Raw genomic sequence first — 24,179 nt, forward strand, 5'->3', positions numbered from 1 at the left:
AAACAATGTGTTTTTAATATTCGATTGAATCACATGATCAATCAAAAAAAGCGAACCCTTTGGTTCACTTTTAAATGGCATTCAATGTATAAAGAAGACGGTGCAATTTCTGCCTTAATCTTTCTTGTAAAAGCTCACCATTTTTTGTTTCTTGCATACCCGCAATAGCGATACAAAGATGATGAATAGGCATGCTCGTCGCTTGTTTGATCATGTGGACAAGCTGCCCCATGAGCTGAACAGACGATCCGTCTGATCGAGTTTCTTTCAGCACAAGCCAAATGGTCAGCTCGTCTTGCTGGCGCATACCGTAAAGCACCATATCGTCTTCTGTGTCTTCAGCAGCAAATTGTTTTGATCCATTCGTTTGGTCGTAAAACAATAGTCCTTCACGATCATCCAGTTCGTCAAGAAGCGTCTCACTTCCCGTTCCGAGAGATCTTTTCCAAAAGAAGCCACCTCTTTTCTCATGTGAGGAAAGGATGCGAAGCGGCTGTTTGATGGAAAACATCATTCCTTCTTCGTCATATGTGCTCCATCCATCTGCTAACTTCTCATTTGATGCTAGAGACTCCCCCGCAGGCTCAATGATCAGCTGAGGGTTTGGCCGAAATGGATGCTGGAGCGGTGTCACATTTGTTTCATATACACGATTGATCCGCTCAGGTGTCAAGACGTGATGCGGCTGTCCTATCATTTCAGTCTTTCCTTCATCAAGTAGCAGCAACCGGTCACAATACAAACTGGCGATGTTCACATCATGAAACACGCCGATCACCGTTAAGCTAGAGGAAGTGGTTTCTTCTTTAATTAAATCAAGCAAGTCTTTTTGATAAGCCAAATCAAGAAAACTGGTTGGTTCATCCAGCAATAAATATTCAGGTTGCTGAGCTAATGCCTGTGCCAAGTAAACACGCTGCTGCTCTCCCCCGCTCAACTCATGGATGGATTGATCCTTAAACTGCGCAACATCCGTTTGTTCCATTACTTTGTTTACAATCTGCATATCCTCTTGCGTAACAGATTGCAGCCATCCTTTTTGATATGGATAACGACCAAATTGAACCGTTTCTCCCACTGTAAATGAGAAGGCTTGGTCCGTTTTCTGCGGAAGAACAGCCATTTTTTGCGCAAGCACCTTCGGACGGTAGGATTGAACCAGTTGACCGCTCACGCGCACTTCGCCACTCTTAGGTGCCAGCATTCCAGAAATCAGCTTCAGCAAGGTCGACTTCCCGCTCCCATTTGGGCCAAGTATACCGAGAAATTCTCCTTGCTTCACCTCAAAATTGATGCCACGTATGACCTCTTTCTCTCCATATCCACCTCTGACTTCCTTCACTTGAATCATAGATGCGTCCCTCCTCTATATTTGCGGATAAGGATGATGCCAAATACAGGAGCACCAATTAACGCAGTAATGATGCCAATCGGTAATTCAGTCGGCTCAATGATCGTCCGGGACAACACATCTGCTAAAACGAGAAACGAAGCGCCGTTCAGCATAGACAAAGGTAGGAGATGCCGGTGATCTGTGATAGCTAGGAGACGGATAAAGTGCGGAATCACAAGTCCCACAAATCCGATCGTCCCTGACACCGCTACCGCACTTCCAGTCAGAATCGAACCAGCAAGCAGCACGATATATTTGCTCCTTTTCACATGGACACCTAATAGCTGTGCCTTCTCCTCTCCATACGTCATGACATTCAAATCCCGACCCATCAGCATTAACGCAAAGGTCCCAATAAAAAAGAAAGGGAGGAAAAGCGCAATATAGCGCCAGCCCCTCATGGACACACTGCCGAGAAGCCAATGAATAATCTCTTTTAGATCATCACCCGTTAAAGCAATCATTAATGAGATAAGCGCGCCCAAAAAGGAGCTGAAAATCACCCCTGTTAAGATTAAAGAAGAGATGCTCATTCCCCGATGAACAAGACGCGCAAAAAAGAGGACGAGACATAGGGTCACAAGCGCTGTTGTCATACTGAAAAAAGGCAGTGTGAAACTGCCGAGCAAAGGGAGCTGCAAGCTAAAAAATAGTGTCGCGACAGCTCCAACTGATGCCCCTTGAGATACACCTAGCGTATAAGGATCTGCAAGGGGATTTTTTAATAAACCTTGAAAGGCTGCACCAGATAAGGACAGCGCTGCTCCGACTAGTGCCGCTAATATGACCCTCGGCAGCCGAATATTCATCATAATATTGCGATCAATTGAATCTATGGTGCCAATCTGCACCCCGAATAGTTCATGAACAAAAATACGGAGAATAGACGGAATGGGAATCCCTAAGCTTCCAAAGGAGATTCCCATTCCAATGCTCACCACAAGAAGTAAAGCACTTAGTGTGTATGCGACGATGAATTTATTTGAACGTGTCAGGATAGATGCTTTTCGCAAGAGCCTCGACTCCTTCAACCAATCGCGGTCCCGGTCTTGATGCGAGATCCGTATTCAATTGAAAGACTTGTTTTTCTTTCACTGCTTTGATCGCATTCCAGCCATCTCTCTTTTTCAGATCAGCTAAACTGGAACCATCAATCGTGACAATGACATCAGGATTTCGTTTGATAATCGATTCTTCTGTTACTTGCACCCAGCCAGTTTGATCGCCAGCAGCATTTTTTGCATGTATAGCAGAAAGCATTTCGTTCATAAATGTATTCGTACCTGTTGTATATATTTCAGGCGCACCTGATACTTCGACAAAGACTGTTTTTTGTTTGTCTTTGGAAATTGACTCTGCTTGTTTCTTGATGTCATTCAGTTTTGTTTTCATCTCGTCTACAAGCTTTGTCGATGCTTCTTTTACTCCGGCTGCTTCTCCGATCATGTTGATTGATTTGTACACGTCCTTAAAGGAGGTGGCATCATTTACAGTCAGCACTTGAATCCCTGCATCTTCAAGCTGTTTAAATCCATCTTTTGATCCCATCTGCGATGCATGAGCTAGTACAAGATCGGGCTTTAAGGAAATAACCTTCTCGACATTGAATTCAAGTCCGCCAATCTTCTCTACCTTTTCAACTTCCTTTGGATAATTGTCAAAGTCTGATCGTCCGACTATTTTATCTCCAAGACCAAGTGCATAGGCAACCTCTGTATTACTCGGAATTAACGAAACGATGCGTTTAGGCTGTTCCTTGATTTCGACTGTTTTGCCAGCTGCATCTTTAATTGATACAGGAAATGCCGCAGCTGTTGTTTCGTTATTTTGTGAACTCTTAGCCTGATGATCTGTGTCAGCACCTGCACATCCTGCTAAAACACCCATCACAAGCAATAGCGATAGCCAAATGGCTGTTAACTTTTTCATGAATGAACCCCCTGGTTTATGTACTGCTTGACGAAATCTCTTTCGTCAATTCTTTTCTAATTTCGGGAATATTATACTACAGTGCAGATAGGTTGTATATGTGATTTCTAAAAGCGTTTTTTCCGTTCGAATAAAAGAAAAACAGCCTCTAAAAAGACTGTTTCCCACCCAATTATCTATTAATTTTTTCCCCGTTGATGACGACTTTCTGGAAAGAAGGAGCTACTGCATGTTCCAAAGAAAGTGGGTACGACACATGATCTATGACACAATTCTTCATGCTGAAGTGTGTCACAGGGGAATGTGGGTAGGCAGCTATTTTCACACCATACCGTCCGCCGCTGCTTTTAAGTCCTTCTACTTCAATATGACGTACAACAGGACGATGAGTACCTGCATCTCCTTCTTCATACATCATGTCGATACAGACCACTTCATGCTTTAAGCTTTTAACTGTATTGTCTTTAAAATAAATATGTTCAATGGTTCCGCCTCTGACCGAGTTGGTTTTAATACGCAGTGCTCGGTCCAGGTTCGGACTATCCATGACATTATTCTCTGCGTATACATACCTTACTCCGCCAGAGATTTCGCTCCCGATTGTCACTCCGCCATGTCCATCACGCATCTCATTTCTACGAATGACAATGTTTTCAGATGGCATCCCTATTCGCCGTCCGTCCTCATTTCTGCCAGATTTGATGGCAATACAATCATCTCCATTATCAAAATAACAATCTTCAATGAGCACATTCCGGCAAGACTCTGGATTGACACCATCTGTGTTTGGCCCATGCCCGATGATATGGACCCCGCGGATGATGACGTTTTCACTTAACACCGGATGAATTTGCCACATCGGTGAATCCTTCACTGTCACTCCTTCAATAAGAACTTGCTGACATTGATAGGGCTGAATAAAGCTTGATCTTAAATAATGGCCTTCTCCAAACACTCTTTCTTCTACTGGTATTCTCTTTTCAGCCATGTCAAATAGAATCTGACGATCACGGTCCTGAGAAGGCTGGCCATTCGTTCCATACTTCCAAGGCCACCAATGATGCTCATCTCCTCTGCCATCAAGCGTTCCAGCTCCTGTAATGGCGATGTTTTCTGCATGGTGTGCATAAATGAGAGGTGAATAATTATAAAGCTCCACCCCTTCATATCTTGTCAGTACAAGGGGCAGATAATCCTTTGGGTTTTGGCTGAATGTCACATAGGCTTTCTCATGCAAATGAAGCTCTACATGACTCTTCAATTCTAGAGCACCTGTCACAAACGTCCCTTCTGGAATCAGCACACGTCCTCCTTTCAACCGGTGCGCATCATCAATAGCAGACTGAATTGCAGTTGTTGAGAGCTCGGTCCCTTTCGCATCTGCACCGTAATGTACCACATTGAATTCACGATTAGGGAACAGTGGCGCTTTTATCTGCTTTAATACTTGATCCATTCCGTTAACTTTTTCCCTTTTTCTTGCTAAACGTGTGAGACCAATTCCTGTGAGTACCGCTCCTGTTGTGACATACATCAAACCCCGTTTTTTAGACACGATCTCATCCCCCAGTCGCCTTAAAGTGTGACACCCGTTTTGAAAATAGCCAGCTCTCTAAAATTGTTTTTTTCATGATTTAATAGCGTTCCGCTCGCCACATCAATGACAGTTGAAATGAATTTTTCTAACACAACACCTTCTGGAATATCTTCAAGCAGTTCTCCCGCATTAAAATCAATCCAGTGTTTTTTTGTTTCATATAAGGATGTATTCGTTGAGACCTTCATTGTTGGAACAAACGTGCCAAATGGTGTCCCTCTGCCTGTTGTGAAAAGAACCAGCTGACAGCCGGAAGCGGCAAGAGCAGATGAAGCAACTAAATCATTCCCCGGCGCACTTAATAAATTTAAGCCCTTTCGCTTCAGCAACTCCCCATATTTCAATACATCTTGAATTTCAGAAGTCCCTGCTTTTTGTGTACAACCGAGAGATTTATCCTCTAATGTCGAAATTCCACCTGCTTTATTTCCCGGGGAAGGATTTTCATATACCGGCTGTCGATGATCCATAAAGTATTGTTTAAAGTCATTAATCATTTGCACAATATTGTCGAAAGTCGTTTCTGATTCCGCTCTCTCCATTAAAATCGTTTCAGCTCCAAACATTTCGGGCACTTCAGTTAACACTGTCGTACCGCCTTGAGCAACAATAAAATCTGACAGCCTGCCTAAAAGCGGATTTGCAGTTATGCCAGAGAATCCATCAGACCCTCCGCACTTCAAGCCAATTTTCAGTTCAGATAACGGAATCTCTTCACGGTGATCTTCTCTCGCCGCATCATAAATTTCCTTGAGTAAAGCGACTGCCGTCTCAATTTCATCTCCTACTTCTTGGCTTCTTAAAAATTTCACTCTCTCGCGGTCATATTCACCTAATGTGGACTGAAAATCTTCAATATCATTGTTTTCACAGCCAAGCCCAAGGACGAGAACCCCTCCCGCGTTCGGATGCTTGACGGCATTTTGTAAAATGGTTTTTGTATTTTCATGATCGTCCCCAAGCTGTGAGCATCCATAATTGTGCTTTAATACGAGAGCTGTTTCAAAGGGATGGATGTTTCCGCCCATTTCAGCGATGAATATTTGAATGATTTGATCAGCGATGCCGTTCACGCATCCCACGGTTGGCACAATCCAAAGTTCATTGCGAATCCCGCTCTCCCCATTTTTTCGTTTATATCCTTTAAATGTAAGATTCGTTTTTTCATAGGGATTATCTGTGAATGAAGGCTGGTATTCGTAATCGAGCTTGCCTGATAGATTGGTTTTAATGTTATGTGTATGCACCCATTCTCCAGCAGAAATAGCAGTCGTTGCATGCCCAATCGGATAGCCGTATTTCATGATATTCTCTCTTTGCTTGATATCAGCCAATGCAAATTTATGACCTTTAGCGATGGTCTCTTTTAAGACAACAGAAAGCTCTTGATGGTGCAGTTCCTCCCCTTGCTCAAGCACTTTTAAAGCAATACCGACATTATCTGAAGGGTGAATCACAATAAAATCTTTCATGCCTTCTCCCCCTGACTTTCATATTGATGATTCAGCATTTGTTGAACAGCCACTCTCATGCCATGCTTCTGTATAAATGTAAGCTGCTCCGCTACAGCATGACTCAAATCTTTTACATCTGTTAAATTTCTTCCCCATAAGGGTTCACATGATAGAATCTCGGCTGCGACCGTTTCATTGGATTGGTTTTCCCCTTTCCAGGCTGTCATCATCAAGCCCATTACAGTCTCATCATCCTTTATCTTTTCTGAATGTGCTCGGTAAAAATAAATGAGACTGCTGAGTGAAAACACAAGTTTCATTGGCAGCTCTTTCTTTTGCTCAACATAATCAAGCAAGGACGGAAGAATACGGGTTCGGAACTTGGCTACACCATTGAGCGCAATATCGAGTAATTGATGCTTCACAAATGGATTGCAAAATCGATCCCAAACGGACTGTGTATAAAGAAGAAGCTCATCTCTAGGGAGATCAAGTCCTAGGAGTACTTCCTCCTCCAGCATCCGCCGGATGAACGGACCAACATGCTCATCATCCACTGCTTCCTTTACAGTTTCTAGACCACATGAATAAGCGATTGGCACCATCGCTGTATGTGCACCATTTAATATCCGTACTTTGCTCATGCGATAAGGCGTAATATCCTCTACAAAAAGAACATTCAATCCTGCTTTTTGAAAGGGAAGCTCTTTTTGTACGAAGGCAGGTGCTTCAATAACAAAGAGGTGATAATATTCTGATGTGACAAGCAATTCGTCTATATACCCATCTTCCTTTTGGACGATTTCAGCCGCTTCCTTAGAAAATCCAGGAACAATCCGATCCACAAGCGTATTACAAAATGTATTGGCTTCCTTGATCCATGTGATAAATGCAGGCGGCAGGTCCCACTCAGCTGCCATGTCGATCACATATTCTCTCAATCGATCACCGTTATGTTCAACCAGTTCACAAGGAAGAATGATCAGCCCTTTTTGTTCGTCACCAGCAAATGCTTTAAACCTTTCATATAAAAATGCCGTCAGCTTTCCTGGAAAACTGGCTTGCGGTCGATCCTCCAAGCGATCCTCCTTTTTAAACACAAGTCCTGCCTCTGTCGTGTTTGAAAAGACAAAGCGGAGATCGGGATTTTCTGCTACGCTTAAAAACCCTTCGTAATCGGCATACGTACTGATTCCTCTGCTGATCGACTGAATGATCATACGCTCATTTTTTTCTTGCTCGTCATGATAGCCTTGTATACATAAAGTGTATAAGCCATCTTGTTCATTTAAAGCCTTAACGGACCCTTTTCGCGGAGGAACAACAACGGCTCTTCCTTTAAAATCTGTGTGATCGTTCAGCTTTTGAATTTGCCAGTTCATAAACCCGCGCATAAAATTCCCTTCACCGATCTGCAAAATGGTTTCTGGATAAGCCGCCACAGGGTGCATAGCTTTGGATAAACGTTTCAAATGGATTCCCCTCTCTTCGTGAGATGCACACGTGAACATTTTTCTTTAAAAGATGCTGATTACTGCACCTTTTTGACTGAATCTCTGATCATTAACTCTGTGTGTACATACACTTTTTCCATATGATCTTCTTCTTGTGCTTCACCATTTATGACCGATAGGATGGCTTCTGCTCCAAGTGCACACATTTTTTCGATTGGCTTTTTCACCGTGGTCAATGCAGGCGTGGTATAAGATGAGAATGCGATATCATCAAAACCGATAATAGAGACATCTTCTGGACACGTTTTGCCTCTTGCAAATAACGCATTCATCGCTCCAATGGCCATATCATCGTTAGAGCAAAAAAGCGCTGTTGGCGGATGATCAAGGGTTAGCAGGGATTCCATTGATTCATAGCCATTTTTCATGTGGTAGTCGCCTGTGATCATATATTCTTTCTTCATAGGAATATGGTGATCAATTAACGCTTGGAGAAAGCCAGCTTTTCTTTCCTGAGTCGATTTAAAGCCTTCTTTTCCTTCAATAATGGCGATTTGATGATGACCTTGCTGAATGAAATAGTGTGCTGCCTGGTATGCTCCTTGACTATCATCTGCTAATATATTCATCACGTCATTACTTTCTACTCGGCGATTCAGCACAATGATTGGAATACCCTGTTGCTTAACATGATGGATAAACGCTTCATCGTGCTCACTTTGACTCATAAGCAAAATGCCGTCGTAGCGCTGTTTATGAATGGTTGTATAATCATGAAAGTCGTCAATACCTCTTACAAACAAATTATAATGCTCTGTCATGACGCTATTGACGCCTTTTAACGCATCCACAAAAAAGCTTGAGGACGTGCCTTCTGTTAAACTCGTAAAAAACAGACCGATTGTAAATGATTTTTGTGATACAAGGCCTCTGGCATGGACATTCGGTGAATAATTTAGCTGTTTTGCAATCGACAAAATCTTTTGTTTTGTCTTCTCTTTAATAAAAGGACTGTTATTCAAAGCCCTTGATACCGTCGTATGAGAGACGTTTGCCAATTTTGCTATGTCTTTAATTGTGACTGTCATGCTATTCCGCCTTTTATGATTTTTTACCATCTTATCATAAAACCGCTTTCATTTTCTTGCCTTTTTCCTCATGTGATTTCACGTTGATGATGGGGCTGCTTGGCACGATCAAATTGAAAATATTGCTTGGCATTTTCATAGCTGATTCCTTTCACGATTCCCCCTAACAGTTCAAGGTCGTATGGGGCTTCTCCCTTTTCTACCCAATCTCCAATGATATCACAAAGCAGTCTTCGGAAGTATTCATGCCTCGTATACGACAAAAAGCTTCGTGAATCCGTCAGCATCCCGATGAAGCGGCTGATCAGTCCTATACTGGAAAGAGCCATCATCTGCTCTGTCATTCCTTGCTTCGTATCATTAAACCACCAGGCTGTGCCATGCTGCATCTTCCCTGGTGTTTTTCCGTCTTGAAAGCTTCCAGCCAATGTTGAAATGACCACATTGTCACGAGGGTTCAAGGAATAAAGAATGGTTTTTGGCAATGCATCTTCTCGTTCTAAACGATCTAATATTCTGCAAAGCGGCTTTGCCATGTCCTCATCATTCATCGCATCATATCCCGTATCTGGTCCGAGCCGCTCAAACATTTTCGTATTGTTGTTTCTAAGTGCATTAATATGAAGCTGCATGGCCCAGCCCCGCTCACAGTAAGCCTGACCTAGTATAATGAATGTCTGTGTTTTAAACTTGATTTTCTCTTCTTCCGTCAATGGATGCCCAGACATTCTTTTATGAAAAATGATCTCCACTTCATCTTCTGACGTTTCTTCATATGTCATTTCATTAATGGCATGATCTGAGATCAAACATCCCTGTTCATGGAAAAAATCAATTCTTGTACGGAGTGCATTTAAGAAGTCTTGATAGGATTGTATTGAAGTAGCTGAAACCTCTGCCAGTTCGAGAACATATTTTACAAACAGATCATTCGCTATATCTAGTGCTTTATCAGGGCGAAACCCTGGAAGCACTTGTACAGAGAATCCTTCTTCCCGCAGTTTTTGGTGATATTGAAGTGAATCGACTGGATCATCTGTTGTCACGACGGTTTCAACGTTTGATTTCACAATGAAGTCCCTCGCACCAAAACCCTTTCCTTGCAGCTTTTCATTCACTTTCTGCCAAATGAAGTCTGCGTTTTGTTCGTTTAATAGATCTTCAACTTCGAAATATCTTCTCAGCTCCAAATGAGTCCAATGATAGAGTGGATTTCCTATGGTCATAGGGACGGTCTTCGCCCATGCCAAAAATTTTTCATCATCTGATGCATCACCCGTAACATGCGATTCAGGAATGCCATTTGCTCTCATAGCGCGCCATTTGTAATGATCTCCATAAAGCCATGCTTCGGTGATATTTTGAAAGGTTTTATTTTCATAGATTTCTTTAGGACTTAAATGACAATGGTAATCTATAATTGGAAGGTCCTTTGCAAACTCATGATATAGCTTTTCAGCCGTTTGACTGTTCAGTAAAAACTGATCATCTAAAAAGGCTTTCATTAAACCCCATCCCCCTTATCGTATGAAAAATATTTTGTTCACGTTAACATTTTTATTGTAATCGTTTACAAAGTTGATTTCAATCCTAAAATAGGAAAAAACGATCTCCTTTAGAAAAGAAAATCGTTTTTTGTCTATTTTACAGGAGGTGATTTTTTTAGGATAATCGCAATAGTTGTTCCAGCACCTGGTTCACTCTCCACTTGAATATCACCGTCATGCAGCAGGACAAGTTCTTTTGCTATTGCCAGCCCGAGTCCTGTGCCATTCGTTGGGTCATTTGTATTTGTCCCTCTGTAGTAGCGGTTAAATAAGTGATCGACCGTTTCCTGTGCCATTCCGCATCCGTTGTCTTTCATTTCGATCCGAACTTCTTCATTTGTTTCAGATAAAACAGCTGTAATATGCGTACCTTTTTGATTATGCTTGACGGCATTCGCCAGTAGGTTCTCAATTACACGTCTGAACCAGGCTTTGTCGATCTCAAAAATGACACCGTTTGTTTGATCTTCAAAAGAGGATGGGAAGTCCTCAGAAAAGGAGTTTCTTGAAAACTCGTCCATAATAGAGGCGATAAACTCACCAAGCTCAACCGGTTTTCGATTAATAGGCAAGGCACCATTTTTTAAACGGTACGTGAGGTTTAAATCCTCAATCAAGGTAGACATGTATTCTGATTTCTCACGAATCACCTGGCCCATTTCCATCACTTCTTCTTTGGACCATTGATATTGATCGGATTCGAGCATCAGACCATAACCATAAATCGTACTAAGAGGTGTTTTCAAATCATGAGAAAGTCCGGCAATCCATTCTTCCCTTGTGGTTTGAATTTTTCTTCGGTTTACTTCATTCTCTTTTAAAGTATGCGTGAGCTGATCCATTGTTTTAAGGATATCCTCAAATAATCGGTATTCCCGCTTAATACGGCCTTTTTTATTTTTACTGACTGGAATTCCTTTTCTGTTTGTTGGTTCCTGCAATTTATTTCTTGATAAGAAAATCAGCCAGCGGATAATGTGATAGATCGGCAGTCCATAGCGATACGAGTACCATAATGTCATGACGATGATAACCGTAAGCGCAAGACCCGCAATTAAAATGGTTGTATATTGATTTAAAGCGTCTGTCTCTTTCTCGTAAAGTTCGTCTGGGCTGTATACTTTATTTGGTACAGAAATGATGATATATAGGTTTTTATTCACTTTGATATAAGACAGGTCACTTCTAAACTCCCAAGGCTTCGATTGATACTTGAGCAGTTCAACATCTGTTACATCTTGTTTCATATTGGTATTGGTTCGAATGCCCTTTAAATATTTCCCTTCATCATTGAACAGGTGCACCGATCCATTCATTCTCTTCAAGAATTCTTTCGTTTCAACCGAATATTGAGATAGTGCAGCCAAATCTTTCTCGTGCTGTTTCAAATAATTGGCTACCTTCGTGCTGTTCGTTTTAAACCCATACAACACGATAAAGCTTTTTTGATCAATCTCAATGGGCCAGAAGTACATCTTGTAATCTTTGAATTGTCTTTTTTCAAAGATCTTGATCATTTCATCCTTTTGATAGGATGTTGGAATGGTCTGAGGGCGGTGATAGCTATAGACGTTATGCTTTTTTGAATCAATCACTTGCAGCCAACCGTCTCGTTTTTTCACTGCTTGCTTGAGCTGATCATCGGCTTCCATTTTTCCATCCTCATTAAAATAAAGCCAGCTCATGAGTGTATCTCCATCAGCTTTTGTTAAACCGGTTTCAGCCATGTTCTCGTAGTGTTTTTTAAAATATAAATTCTCAGAGAACGTATGTCCGATCATCAAAATGGCAATCACAATAAACATTTGCCCAACAAAGTGAAAGAAAAGTTTTGTTCGTAAATTCATAAATTAATTAAGAACCTTTGCTGGATGTGGTATAAATTTATAGCCCATACCACGGATCGTCACAATATATTCTGGCTGACTCGGATCTAACTCGATCTTTTCTCTCAGCTTTCGAATATGAACCATCACGGTGTTGTTATCACCATATGATGGAACGCCCCATACTTTCTCATAGATTTGATCTTTTGAGAGAACCACATTCGGATGATCACAAAAGTACTTCAGCAAGGAGAGAAGCTGAGCTGAGCATGCGGTTACCTTTCCTCTTACTTTTAATTCGGCTGAATGAGGATGATAGGAGAAATGGGCATATTCATATGGGCTTTGAGCATCCTCTTGGTCTTCCTGCAAGGAGATATAAGTTCGGTTTAAGTGAGCTTTAATTCTAGCCACTAGCTCTAGCGGGTTAAATGGTTTTGTAATGTAATCATCTGCCCCCTGCGCAAAGCCGGTCAGTTTATCTACATCAGACGTTCTTGCAGTTAAATAGAAAATGGGCGCTTTCGTATATTTTCTCATTTCAGGAAGAACATCAAAGCCAGACTTACCGGGCATCATCACGTCTAGAAGTAAGAGGTGGATGTCCTCGTTTTTGACAACATCTAATGCTTCATCTGCATGGTAGGCTTTATATATATGCTTGAATCCTTCTTTTTTTAATACGCGTTCAACCATTTTTACAATTGCTTCTTCGTCATCTGCAATCAATATTTTTGCTGTTTCCACGCATCTCTTTCCTTTCTAGCTATGATCTCTAACCGTATATTACCATTGTCTAAAGTAAAAAAGTACCTCTTTTCTGCATAAAAGCGAAAAAATATCAACTGGAAAAAACGGAAACACTAGGAAGGTTTAAAGACGCAAAAAAACTCGGCTATTTCACCGAGTTCATTTGACCTCTATTATCCATTTACAGCTTCTAGCTTTCTTTCATGATTCATCAAGTCATATGTTAAACAGATCGGCTTATTCGTTCTAGGATCAAGTACGATTTCTGCGTCAATGTGGAATACCTGACCGAGCACCTCTTTGGTCATGACCTCATGAGGCGTACCATCTTTGATGACTTTTCCTTGATTGAGGGCAATCATGTAATGAGAAAAACGTGCCGCATGATTCAAATCATGAATGACCATCAATACAGTTCGTCCCTGCTCTCTGTTTAATCGTTCTAACAGTTGAAGAATTTCGAGCTGATGCGCAAGATCCAAATACGTCGTAGGCTCATCTAATAGAAGCAATTCTGTTTCCTGGGCAAGTGCCATCGCAATCCATACACGCTGACGCTGTCCACCGGAAAGTGCTTCAATTGGGCGGTCATGAAAAGCAATCATGCCCGTTTCCTCAAGTGCCCATCGGATGATTCGCTTATCTTCATTTGATAAGCGACCAAATCCATTTTGATGCGGAAATCGTCCATATGATACAAGCTCATACACTGTCAATCCGCTCGGTGCTTCGGGCGTTTGCGGTAAGATCGCCATTTGTTTTGAAATTTCTTTTGTCGGCGTTTGATGGATCGCCTGGCCATTTAAGTAAACAGCGCCTTGCTGAGACTTCATGATGCGGGACATTGTTTTTAAGATCGTTGATTTCCCGCAGCCATTTGGTCCGATCAGTGTTGTCACCTTGCCTTTTGGGATACTGATATTTAAATCCTCTACGATTAAACGGTCTTGATAACCGATACATAGCTTTTTTGTTTCGAGCGATTTCATCTGTTGTCTCTCCTTCCTCATCAGTTCGTTTTCATCAATAAGTAAATGAAGTAAGGTGCGCCTAAAGCAGAAACGACGAGCCCAACTGGCACCTCTGATGGTGCGAGTATGACGCGACCAAGTGTATCTGCCAGTAATAATAACAGGGCGCCGATCAACGCAGAGGCCGGGATCATGCCTTGATGCTTTGGCCCAACAAGCTTTCTCGCCAAGTGTGGTGCGGCTAATCCTAGGAACGAGATACTGCCTGCAACCGCGACACTTGCACCTGCTAATGCAACGGCAATCAGCATCAGAAAGCTTCTTTCTTTATGAACTGAAATCCCTAATCCATAGGATAGCTGGTCACCCAAATTCATGATATTTAAGTAGCGTGCTCTCACCAGCGCTAGCACAAGGAAAATGAGCATCCATGGCAGAACAGACAGGACATACGTCCAGCTCGATCCCCAAATGCTTCCTGATAACCATACGATCGCTTGGTTAAAATCATTTGGGCTCATTTTTAATTGAATGACCACAATTGCTGCTGAAAACGCAGCATTGACGCCAATTCCCGTTAAAATCAATCGAACAGGTGTAATCCCTTTTTTCCACGCTAACACATAGATGAGAAATGCAGCAAAGCCTGCACCTGCAAATGCGAAAAGCGGCAGTACAAAGATCGTCAAATCACCTAGGTTCGACATCGAGCCTTGGAATGCAAAGATAAAGAGTACCACGGCAAATCCAGCGCCCGCATTCACACCAAGAATACCTGGATCAGCCAAGCCGTTTTGAGAAACACCTTGCCAGATGGCTCCTGATACAGCAATAGAAGCACCCACAAGTAAAGCAATGATCATTCGTGGAAGTCTGAATTCGAACAAGACAAGCTCATCCATTTCACTTCCAAACCCCAAAAATGTTTTTAATGTATCTATCGGAGAAATACGAATTTCTCCGGTATTTAAACTAATTAAAAATACGGCGGCGATCGCTAACAAGATCATCAGCATCGTTCGTTTATATTTCTTTTTCTTTGCCTGCTGCACCATTTCCATTTAAATTCCGCTCCTTTCGCGTCTAGCTAAATATAAGAAGAAAGGAACGCCTATAATGGCAGTAATGGCGCCGACTGGCGTTTCAAATGGAGCATTGACCAATCTTGCAGCAATGTCTGCATAAATTAGCAGAATGGCACCTAAAATAGCCGAGCATGGGATAATCCATCGATAGTCCACTCCGACCAAGAATCGAGTAACATGGGGGATGACAAGCCCGATGAAACCAATAGAGCCTGCCACCGACACGGCAGCACCGGTTAAAAGAATCACGACCAATATGCCTAGCACCTTAACCGTTTTCGTATATTGACCGAGCCCTTTCGCCAATTCATCACCTAAGCTCAGAACAGTGATCGAGCGAGCAAGGACCATCGCAATGATGAGTCCTGCAATGGCAACTGGAATAATAATCTTTATGTTGCTCCAATTCACACCTGCCACGCCGCCAGCGTACCAAAAGCTCATGTCCTGAGCGACGTCAAACCGGATGGCAATTGCTGAAGAGATGGAACTTAAAAGGGCTCCAACCGCTGTCCCAGCAAGTGCAAGCTTCACTGGGGTCAGTCCTCCTTTTGACAGAGTACCGACACCAAACACAATAGAGGCACCAAGTGCGGCTCCGGCAAACGACCAAAGAATTAATGTAAAAGAAGATTGGCCTGGGAAAAACGCAAATGCAATGGCTATTGCAAATGCAGAGCCATTTGTCACACCCATAATTTCAGGAGATGCAAGCGCATTTCTTGTCATCCCTTGCATAATGGCACCTGATACGGCTAAAAAGGCACCAACGAGTGCAGCACCAACTGTACGTGGCAGCCTCAATTCCCGGATGATTTGATGTGAAGTTTGCTCTTGATCAAAATGAAAAATGGCGTCCCATACAGTGTGTAGATGAATGTTTGCCGCTCCTAATGATACCGATAAAAAAAGACCAAATGCTAAAGCGATGATTCCTATGATGACAACAGCTGCTGTTCCAAAGGGCTTCGTGACAATATCCATTGCATCGTCTTTGGCTGGCAGCTGTTTATTCGATTGTGAGCCCAAAACCAGTCTCTTCCTTTCCGTTCATATCTATTCTTTATCAGTGATAATGATTATCAATCTCGAAGTCTAGTATATCATTTTCTTTTCTTTTTGAAATCATTGTTCTGAACATTTTTTTATTTTCATCAAAAAACCGGGAGAAATTCACCATTTTTCTTTCGGTCCGAAAATAGCCGATGCATTTTTCATCCTATCATGTTACGATATAATCGAAATTGAGAATCATTATCAAAAGAAAATGAATAGGAGAGACTCTTTGTGAAAAAACGACATGGATTTCTGTTGATTTCCTTAGCTATCCTTATGCTGTTTACAGCTGCTTGCGGCAGCAATTCAAATAAAGACTCTGGTGCCAGTCAGAATGACACGATTACTTATCAGGATGTTAAAGGTGAAGTTAAGCTCCCTAAAGATCCGAAACGAATTGTACTTCTGGCAGAAAGCTACTATGGAGACCTCGTAACACTTGGCAAGACGCCGATTGCTGCAACCGCCCCCATCTTTAAAAACCCTTTCTATCAAGGAAAAACAGATGGAGTCAAAAACCTTGGTACGACACCTTCGGTTGAAAAGGTAGCCGCTTTGAAGCCAGATATGATTATCGCTTGGGGAGAAGATGAAAAATTTGATCAATACAAAAAGATTGCTCCAACCGTTGCGATAAAATACAATCAATACTCCTTTAAAGATCAACTAAAAGAATTCGGTAAAATGACAGGCACATCAAAAAAAGCAACAGAATGGATCAAGAAATGGGATACAAAAATAGCTGAGGTGAAGCCTAAAGTAACAAAAGCCGTTGGCAGCAAAACCGTTTCAATCGTATCGCCATTTGATAAAGGCATTTATATCTTTGGAAACACGTTTGCACGCGGAGGCGAAATCATTTATGACGAGCTGAAATTACGTGCACCGAAAGCCGTTCAAAAAGACGCCATCGACAGTGGTGTAGGCTATGCAAACATTTCGCTTGAAAAGCTGCCTGATTACGCAGGCGACTATATTTTTACTAGCCCATGGAGCGGTTCAAAAAGTAAAGGAGATCAAGTGTATGAAAGCAGCATTTGGACATCCCTCTCTGCTGTAAAAAATAAACACGTATTTGAAATCGATCCTGTCGGTTACTTCTTTAATGATCCAGTGTCACTAGAAGGTCAGCTTGAGTTTATTGTGGACCGATTAACATCTGCATCATAAAAAAAACGTTTCTCCAAATATGGAGAAACGTTTCCCTTATTCCGTTCCTTTAGCGAATCCTTTTGACATGAATGGATAAAGCAAAATCCCTACTAAGAATAGACCAATACCAAGTCCAAATGTTTTCAAATCAGCTGTTCCTGAAATGATCACCCAAGCTGAATACCCCATCGCAACAAGCGCAATGATTCCGTCTCTTGTACGGTTCCCTTTTTGAAGCTCGTATGTGTCACCTTGCATAATGACTTTAAAGCTATAGATCGAAGACACAATATACGGAATGAGATACGCAAGTGTCGCTGATGTTGTTAAAAAGGTAAAAGCCTCATTAATCGTACGGGACATGACTGAGAAAATAAACAGCTGTGACATGATATTTGTAACCGTCAAAGCGAACACAGGACTGCCCTTTTTGTTGGTTTTTGCAAATACTGCTGGGAAATCGCCAGCCTTTGCTGCTTGATACGGTACCTCTGAACCAAGTAAAATCCAGCCAAGCATTGAGCCAAATAAACAAATAATCGCAAGCAGTGCCATGACAATCCCGCCAGCCGGCCCGATAATGAGCTGAAGCACGTCAACGAATGGCTTATCTGAGCCTTGCAATTGATCATGCGGCAGGACGCCCATTGTAATCAATGTAATAATCATGTAGATAGAAAGTGCAATTAAAAGACCTGTAATCGTTGCACGTTTTACATCACGCTGTGAGGACGCTCTTCCTGATAAAATAACAGCAGATTCGATGCCGATAAATGCCCATAGTGTGGAGATGGCCGCATGATGAATTTGGCCTCCAAGCCCGAGCACTCCTTCGCCTTCTGTTGCAACTGGGAAGTAATAATGTTCAAATAATGCCGTTTGAAATGCAAATAACCCCGCAACAATAAAAAGGACGAATCCAAGTACCTTTGAAAAGGTCGTAATAAAGTTTAATTTACTTGCAGCACTTAAGCTTGTGATTAATATCGTATGTGTTCCCCATAGGAGAATGGTACATACAATAAACGTCATCAGCTGACCAAGTGTGATGGCTTCTTTTCCAAAGGAAAAAATCTCCGTCTTCACGGTGAGAATAGGCAAGAATGTCGTTAAATAACCGGCAAGGCTCGTAATAATCGCGACATTACTAATCCAGCTTGCCACCCAATATCCCCAAACCATTGTAAAACCGGCCGCTTTTCCTTTTTTCGGATCGTTAAAAAGCGCTCTTGCATAACTTTGTGGTCCAGCCGTCAGCTGCGGTTTATGAATGGACAAATGTCCAAAGACAAGTGCAATCATCAGCACACCGCCACCTGTGACAAGCCATGCCATCGTCACACCTAAAGGACTGGCATGCTGGGCAAGCGTACTTGGCAGCATAAAGATGCCTGAACCTACCATATTTCCGACGACAAAAGCCGTCAATAACCAAAAACCCCATTTTTTTGTCTGTTCCATTTCCGTACCTCCGTTATATTCACTTAGGACCAGACCCGGCAGTATCTTCATTGATATATTTGTGAAGCAATGACTTGAATTCTTTATGTTCAACATGGGTCGCTTTCTTAACAGCATACCCTTATCTTTAATACTCAGAACATAAAAAAAAGCCTGAACAACAGTCCATGCTTTTCAAAACATACACCTTGATCTCCGGATAGCCCTCCACGCTTCAAAGACGTGGCAGTCCTGCATTTATTCAATGCAGACCCAGCATAAAGAAAGTTGGAGCTCTCTCTACACTTCGGCGCTGATGCCTTTTTTCTCATGATCTTCGATTCCATCTCTCCCATGAGTGACTCATCATCCGCGCAACCTCTACCTCACTGAGACATAGCGTGAGGATTTCTATTCATTTTTACTACACGAAGGTTATCAAACATTCTCACATCTGTCAAAGGGAAAAACATAGAAAAAAGGCAGAGAATCATTTCTCTGCCCTTTACCTGTTTATTGATCGTTGTTTTTCTTCTTTTGTACAGCTTCCTGAAGTGGATCGCCTGCCAGCTCTTTACTTGCTTCTTCTAACAGCTGATCTACCTGCTTATGGTCTTTCTCACTTTTCGCCTTTTTGTCCTTTTGGAAAAATGACATCGCTGTTTCCTCCCTTTTCATAAAATGCGGTTGCCCGTTTAATTTGTGCTACAGTGCGCCGCATTATACAAATGGAAAGGCTTAATCATCATGAAAGGTCTGTCTCATTTTTTGCAAATACGTCAAAAAAGTCTTTAAGTCCTCTTTGGTGAAGTCTGACATCATATGTTGAATCACCTTTCCGAAAAGACGTGTATGCTTTTCATAAATCGCTATCCCTTTTTCCGTAGCTTCTAACCGAACTAGCGTGGGGTCGTCTTTGTCACGTTCTCTTTGAATATAGCCCTGCTCACATAATTTATTGAGTGCAATAGAGGCTGCACCGGGGTTTAATGAGAGTCTTTGTTTTAGCTCTTCGGCATGTGATACTTGGCCTTGTATCAAAATAGAAAGAGCATATATCTGCGGTGGCGTGATGTCTTTTTCTAACTCAAGTAACTTGCGGTTTAATTTACGGCTGACTTCATAATGTACGAGAACAATTTCTTTTAAAATGTCTGCATTACTCATCCGAATCGCATCCTTATCGTTAGTATCAACATGACTTCCCCCCTATTATAGAATGTTTTTCCAATCAGCCAACCCTTTTATCCTTTTTTCTATAGAAATAAGCCTTGATGAATGAATTCACCCTTGATATAGTGAATACTTGAACAAAAAACAGAACAGGAGTACGCATCATGACAGGAAAAACACACATTATGGGCGGAATTGCCGCCACAACGGCGGTCGCCTACTACTACGGACTCGACCCAGTCACCATGGCTGCTGCTGGATCAGCAGGTGCTTTGATCCCCGATCTTTGCCATACAAAAAGTAAAATCGGTAGAAAACTCCCGCTGCTCTCGGCTCTAATCAGCAGTGTGTTTGGTCATCGTACGTTTACACACAGTCTATTATTTTTGCTGATCATTTATTTTCTCGCAACAACATACATTTCAAATGACAGCTTAAGTACCGGTTTACTCGTTGGAATGGCGAGCCATCTTATCCTTGATGCAGGAACAGTGAACGGTATTAAATTTTTATTTCCAGCTTCCATTAAAGTGCGTCTCCCCTTCTATGTCAAAACAGGAAGTACAGGAGAACAGGTCGTACTAGCTGCTCTCACTGTCGTCACCTGCTATTACATTGCCGTCATCTGCGGTATATCTATCCCCATTCAGTTTTAACAGATTAAAAAAGAGTTTTTGGGAAAAGACAGGATATGAATTGATCATTCCTCATTTTTTTAGTAGGTTTAAGGTAAGTGTTTTTGCCTTGCACCCGAATACAGAACGGTGAGGAGATACATAAATGAAAGCGTTTTTTAAAAATCACTGGTTTTTAGTGTACTCCATCCTCTTCATGTGGATGAAAACATACATCATTTATCAATTCGGATTTCACATACGAACAGCCAATCTGTTTCATGAATGGCTACTGTTGATCAATCCACTTAGCTTTTTGCTGCCTTTGTTTGGGATTGCTCTTTTTTTAAATGAAAAGAAACAAAAGGTTTTTTTATTGACGGCCAATTTTATTCTAACGGCAATCCTTATCTCGAATACGATCTTTTATGGTTTTTATATTGATTTCATTACCATTCCCGTGTTATTCCAAGCGAAGAACATGGGAGATATGGGAAGCAGTATGACGGAATTGTTTCATCCACTCTTTGTGCTGATGCTCATTGATTTTGTGATTTTAGCATGGCTGCTCAAGCGCAAACCATTAGCACCAAGAACGTCATTCAAGACGATCAAAACGTATTATGCGGTCTGTTGCAGCTTCTTATTGTTTCATGTCAGTGCAGCCATGATCGACCATCCTCGCTTTCTGACAAGCTCTTATGATCGCGAAGTCATTGTACGAAACCTTGGACTTTTCCAATTTCACCTGTATGACGGTGCTGCTCAAACGGCGCGCATTGGGCAAAAGGCCTTTGCAGATGAAGATACACTTTCTACCGTTGCCAACTACACGAAGGCTGATTACAGTGCCCCAAACGAAGAGTTTTTTGGACTTGCTAAAGGCAAGAACGTTGTGTTCATTTCACTTGAATCAACGCAGCAATTTGTCATGGATCAAAAGGTGAATGGACAATACATCACTCCCTTTTTGAATCAACTGGCTAAAAAGAGTTTTTATTTTGATGAATTTTATCAGCAAACTGAGCAGGGGAAGACGTCAGATTCAGAGTTTATTATTGCGAATTCCCTCTATCCATCCAGTAGCGGCGCTGTCTTTTTCACAGCGAGTGATAACGAATATGACACGTTATACAAGCAGTTGAAAAAAGAAAACTATCAATCCGTCCAATTTCATGCGAATAATAAAACGTTTTGGAATCGTGATGTGATGTATGAATCGCTTGGAATTGATCGTTTTTATGATGTCGATTCATATGATGTCAATGAACAGAATTCAACTGGCTGGGGCTTAAAGGATATCGAATTTTTTGATCAATCCGTTGATCATTTGAAAAAGTTGAAGCCGCCTTATTACAGCACATTCATTACCCTGACCAATCATTTTCCATTTGAGATTGACCAGGTGGATCAGTTTATTGATGAATATCATTCGTCCAGCACCATTTTAAACCGCTATGTAACGACCGTCCGCTATCAGGATGAAGCGGTTAAGATATTTTTTGACCGTATGAAAGAAGAAGGGTTGTATGACAATACGATGTTTGTTCTCATGGGTGATCACTATGGCATCTCAGAAGCACATCATGAGGCAATGGCACAGCTGCTGAATAAAGATGAAATCACGCCGTTTGATGCTGTCAAACTGCAGCGGGTACCCTTTATGATTTACATTCCTGGTGTCACAGATCAAGCACCGCAGACCATTTCTGAAACAGCTGGTCAAATGGACGTAAAGCCGACACTTCTTCACTTACTCGGTATTGAATCAAAGGATGCCATTCAGTTTGGAAATGACTTGTTTTCAAACGAACGCACGCCTTTTGCTGTTCTGAGAAACGGGAACTTTATTACAGATGATTATCTCTATACAAAGAACACCTGCTATGATCAAAAGACAAAAGAACCTGTTAAGCAGGATGAGGTGTGTCAGCCTTATATAGAAAAAGCCAATAAAGAGCTCTCCTTATCAGACAAAGTGATCAATGGAAATTTGCTGCGTTTTTATCAGCATTAAACAGGATAAAATGCCCTCCTTTGTCTTCACGCTGTGAAAGTCGCCAGTTGGCGGCTTTTTCTTTTCTCTTTTTACTGAAAGCCTATGAATGCTCAAATAAGTTTGCTTATAATAAAGGGAACTACATGATATGAATGATAAGAGGTGTGCATATGAAGTATCTATTCTTCCCCTTCATCTCCCTATGTTTGCTCCTAAGTGGATGTCAAACAGAGGTGAAGTCAACTCATACGAGTAAAAAAACAGAACTTGTGATTTCAGCAGCGGCGAGTCTTCAGGATGCACTAAAGGAAATTGAAACCGCCTTTCAAAAGCAGCATCCGAATGTGACAGTAACGAATAATTTCGGATCATCCGGTGCATTGAAGCAGCAAATCGCTCAAGGAGCAAAAGCAGATCTTTTTTTCTCAGCGGCTGAGGAGCCCTTTGATGCTCTTGTTCAATCCGGAGATATTGATCAAGAGCATATCAAGGATGCTATACAAAATGAGCTTGTCCTCATTGTGCCAAAAGATAACTCTTCTTCTATTAAAAGCTTTCAAGACGTAAAGGACATAAAAGGAAAGATTGCTCTTGGTACACCTGAATCGGTTCCTGCTGGTACCTATGGCAAAGAGATTTTCACAAAGCTGAATATATGGAATCAAGTGAAAAAGAATGCTGTTTATGCCAAAGATGTACGGCAAGTTTTAAGCTACGTTGAAACTGGAAATGTCGAAGCAGGTGTTGTGTATAAAACAGACGCCCTCGTTTCAAAAAAAGCAAACATTGCAGCTGAAGCAAATCCGGACATGCACTCCCCAATTATATATCCAGTAGGGATTGTAAAAGCGACAGAGCATCTAACAGAAGCCAAGGCCTTTTTTCAATTTCTTCAATCAGATACAGCCACATCTATTTTTAAGAAATACGGCTTTCAAGTGTCGTAATGCCTATGCTGACTGAAGAATTTCTATCTCCCATTTGGCTGTCCGTTCAAGTGGCCATCGTTAGCGGGCTGTTGGCCACTGTTTTTGGCACAACGATTGGCTTTTGGATGGCGCGCACAACGTTTAAGGGGAAAATGATTGTGGAAACGTTCCTGATGATGCCGCTTGTCCTTCCGCCGACGGTCGTAGGTTTTTTATTACTTGTCGTATTTGGAAGGCATAGTGTGATTGGAGGCGCGATTGAATGGCTCTTTCACCAGCCGGTTATTTTCACTTGGTGGGCGGCGGTCATTGCATCGACAGTTGTGGCATTCCCGCTCATGTATCAATCAGCAAAAGCCGGATTTTCTACGATTGAGTCAGATATTGAAGGAGCTGCAAAAGTAGATGGTGCCCATTCATTCCAAGTCTTTGCCTATATTACAGTCCCTCTTGCCCTGCCTTCCCTCTTGTCAGGCAGCATCCTCAGCTTTGCGAGAGCCCTTGGAGAATTCGGAGCGACCTTAATGTTTGCCGGCAACATCCCAGGAAAAACCCAAACACTCCCAACTGCTATCTATGTGGCAATTGATTCTGGACGCATGGAGCTTGCTTGGGCGTGGACGATCTGTATTGTGGTCTTATCTTTTATTATGCTTTTGGCTGTGCGAAGAAGTAGTACGTAAAAAATCCCCTTTCTCACATGAGAAAGAGGATTTTTTCAT

Annotated in this window: 21 protein-coding genes and 1 riboswitch; of the genes, 5 read left to right on the forward strand and 16 right to left on the reverse strand. The window is 41.8% G+C overall.

Annotated features, from left to right (window positions below; translation table 11 throughout):
* Nucleotides 1-70: 70 nt before the first annotated feature.
* From C5695_RS16495 to C5695_RS16555, 13 genes are all read right to left on the reverse strand, one after another.
* On the reverse strand, nt 71-1,351 hold the full coding sequence (locus C5695_RS16495) for a heme ABC transporter ATP-binding protein (protein ID WP_117731636.1): 1,281 nt from the start codon (nt 1,349-1,351) through the stop codon (nt 71-73).
* A complete protein-coding gene (locus tag C5695_RS16500) occupies nt 1,348-2,406 on the reverse strand; it encodes a FecCD family ABC transporter permease (protein WP_117731638.1) in 1,059 nt (352 codons plus the stop codon). Before C5695_RS16500 ends, C5695_RS16495 begins: the two co-directional genes overlap by 4 nt.
* Nucleotides 2,372-3,322: an ABC transporter substrate-binding protein gene (locus tag C5695_RS16505; protein WP_117731640.1), complete on the reverse strand. Its 951-nt coding sequence runs from the start codon at nt 3,320-3,322 to the stop codon at nt 2,372-2,374. Before C5695_RS16505 ends, C5695_RS16500 begins: the two co-directional genes overlap by 35 nt.
* 172 nt (nt 3,323-3,494) lie before the next feature.
* Nucleotides 3,495-4,877, reverse strand: a complete 1,383-nt coding sequence (locus tag C5695_RS16510; RefSeq protein WP_117731642.1) for a glycoside hydrolase family 28 protein — start codon at nt 4,875-4,877, stop codon at nt 3,495-3,497.
* A 20-nt stretch (nt 4,878-4,897) separates the two neighbouring features.
* The gene (locus tag C5695_RS16515; RefSeq protein WP_117731644.1) at nt 4,898-6,391 is read right to left on the reverse strand and encodes a UxaA family hydrolase; all 1,494 of its coding nucleotides are present in this window, start codon (nt 6,389-6,391) and stop codon (nt 4,898-4,900) included.
* Entirely contained in the window at nt 6,388-7,845 is a 1,458-nt protein-coding gene (locus tag C5695_RS16520) for a tagaturonate reductase (RefSeq protein ID WP_117731646.1), read from the reverse strand. Before C5695_RS16520 ends, C5695_RS16515 begins: the two co-directional genes overlap by 4 nt.
* 59 nt (nt 7,846-7,904) lie before the next feature.
* Nucleotides 7,905-8,915, reverse strand: coding sequence for a LacI family DNA-binding transcriptional regulator (locus C5695_RS16525; RefSeq protein WP_117731648.1), 1,011 nt, complete (start codon nt 8,913-8,915; stop codon nt 7,905-7,907).
* A gap of 68 nt (nt 8,916-8,983) precedes the next feature.
* The gene (gene uxaC / locus C5695_RS16530; protein WP_117731650.1) at nt 8,984-10,420 is read right to left on the reverse strand and encodes a glucuronate isomerase; all 1,437 of its coding nucleotides are present in this window, start codon (nt 10,418-10,420) and stop codon (nt 8,984-8,986) included.
* Nucleotides 10,421-10,554: 134 nt separating this feature from the next.
* Complete coding sequence (locus C5695_RS16535) at nt 10,555-12,309, reverse strand: HAMP domain-containing sensor histidine kinase (protein ID WP_117731652.1); 1,755 nt, start codon at nt 12,307-12,309, stop codon at nt 10,555-10,557.
* Between the two features lie 3 nt (nt 12,310-12,312).
* A complete protein-coding gene (locus C5695_RS16540; protein WP_117731654.1) occupies nt 12,313-13,035 on the reverse strand; it encodes a response regulator transcription factor in 723 nt (240 codons plus the stop codon).
* A gap of 176 nt (nt 13,036-13,211) precedes the next feature.
* Nucleotides 13,212-14,027 (reverse strand): ABC transporter ATP-binding protein, encoded by an 816-nt coding sequence (locus C5695_RS16545; RefSeq protein WP_117731656.1) that lies wholly within the window; start codon nt 14,025-14,027, stop codon nt 13,212-13,214.
* A 20-nt stretch (nt 14,028-14,047) separates the two neighbouring features.
* Nucleotides 14,048-15,070, reverse strand: coding sequence for a FecCD family ABC transporter permease (locus tag C5695_RS16550; RefSeq protein ID WP_117731658.1), 1,023 nt, complete (start codon nt 15,068-15,070; stop codon nt 14,048-14,050).
* Complete coding sequence (locus tag C5695_RS16555; RefSeq protein WP_117731660.1) at nt 15,071-16,123, reverse strand: FecCD family ABC transporter permease; 1,053 nt, start codon at nt 16,121-16,123, stop codon at nt 15,071-15,073.
* Between the two features lie 258 nt (nt 16,124-16,381).
* Here C5695_RS16555 and C5695_RS16560 point away from each other — a divergent pair, with 258 nt between their 5' ends.
* Entirely contained in the window at nt 16,382-17,320 is a 939-nt protein-coding gene (locus C5695_RS16560; protein ID WP_117731662.1) for an iron-hydroxamate ABC transporter substrate-binding protein, read from the forward strand.
* A gap of 36 nt (nt 17,321-17,356) precedes the next feature.
* On the opposite strand, the gene C5695_RS16565 is transcribed toward C5695_RS16560, so the two are convergent.
* The 3 genes from C5695_RS16565 to C5695_RS16580 form a co-directional block, all read right to left on the reverse strand.
* A complete protein-coding gene (locus C5695_RS16565; protein WP_117731664.1) occupies nt 17,357-18,763 on the reverse strand; it encodes an amino acid permease in 1,407 nt (468 codons plus the stop codon).
* Nucleotides 18,764-18,955: 192 nt separating this feature from the next.
* Nucleotides 18,956-19,134: riboswitch (Lysine riboswitch) on the reverse strand.
* A gap of 121 nt (nt 19,135-19,255) precedes the next feature.
* Nucleotides 19,256-19,399, reverse strand: a complete 144-nt coding sequence (gene sspJ / locus C5695_RS16575; protein WP_003213383.1) for a small acid-soluble spore protein SspJ — start codon at nt 19,397-19,399, stop codon at nt 19,256-19,258.
* A gap of 81 nt (nt 19,400-19,480) precedes the next feature.
* Nucleotides 19,481-19,909 (reverse strand): MarR family winged helix-turn-helix transcriptional regulator, encoded by a 429-nt coding sequence (locus C5695_RS16580; RefSeq protein WP_117731666.1) that lies wholly within the window; start codon nt 19,907-19,909, stop codon nt 19,481-19,483.
* A gap of 170 nt (nt 19,910-20,079) precedes the next feature.
* Here C5695_RS16580 and C5695_RS16585 point away from each other — a divergent pair, with 170 nt between their 5' ends.
* The 4 genes from C5695_RS16585 (at nt 20,080) to modB (ending at nt 24,140) form a co-directional block, all read left to right on the forward strand.
* Nucleotides 20,080-20,571 carry a metal-dependent hydrolase gene (locus tag C5695_RS16585; protein ID WP_117731668.1) on the forward strand — a complete coding sequence of 164 codons (492 nt, stop codon included), beginning with the start codon at nt 20,080-20,082 and terminating at the stop codon, nt 20,569-20,571.
* A gap of 124 nt (nt 20,572-20,695) precedes the next feature.
* Nucleotides 20,696-22,546 carry an LTA synthase family protein gene (locus C5695_RS16590; protein WP_117731670.1) on the forward strand — a complete coding sequence of 617 codons (1,851 nt, stop codon included), beginning with the start codon at nt 20,696-20,698 and terminating at the stop codon, nt 22,544-22,546.
* 152 nt (nt 22,547-22,698) lie between these two features.
* Nucleotides 22,699-23,475 carry a molybdate ABC transporter substrate-binding protein gene (modA, locus tag C5695_RS16595; RefSeq protein ID WP_117731672.1) on the forward strand — a complete coding sequence of 259 codons (777 nt, stop codon included), beginning with the start codon at nt 22,699-22,701 and terminating at the stop codon, nt 23,473-23,475.
* A complete protein-coding gene (modB, locus tag C5695_RS16600) occupies nt 23,475-24,140 on the forward strand; it encodes a molybdate ABC transporter permease subunit (RefSeq protein WP_117731674.1) in 666 nt (221 codons plus the stop codon). The genes modA and modB overlap by 1 nt, the downstream gene beginning before the upstream one ends.
* Nucleotides 24,141-24,179: the final 39 nt, after the last annotated feature.

The organism is Bacillus pumilus (genome assembly GCF_003431975.1).
In the GTDB taxonomy this organism is placed as follows: domain Bacteria; phylum Bacillota; class Bacilli; order Bacillales; family Bacillaceae; genus Bacillus; species Bacillus pumilus_N.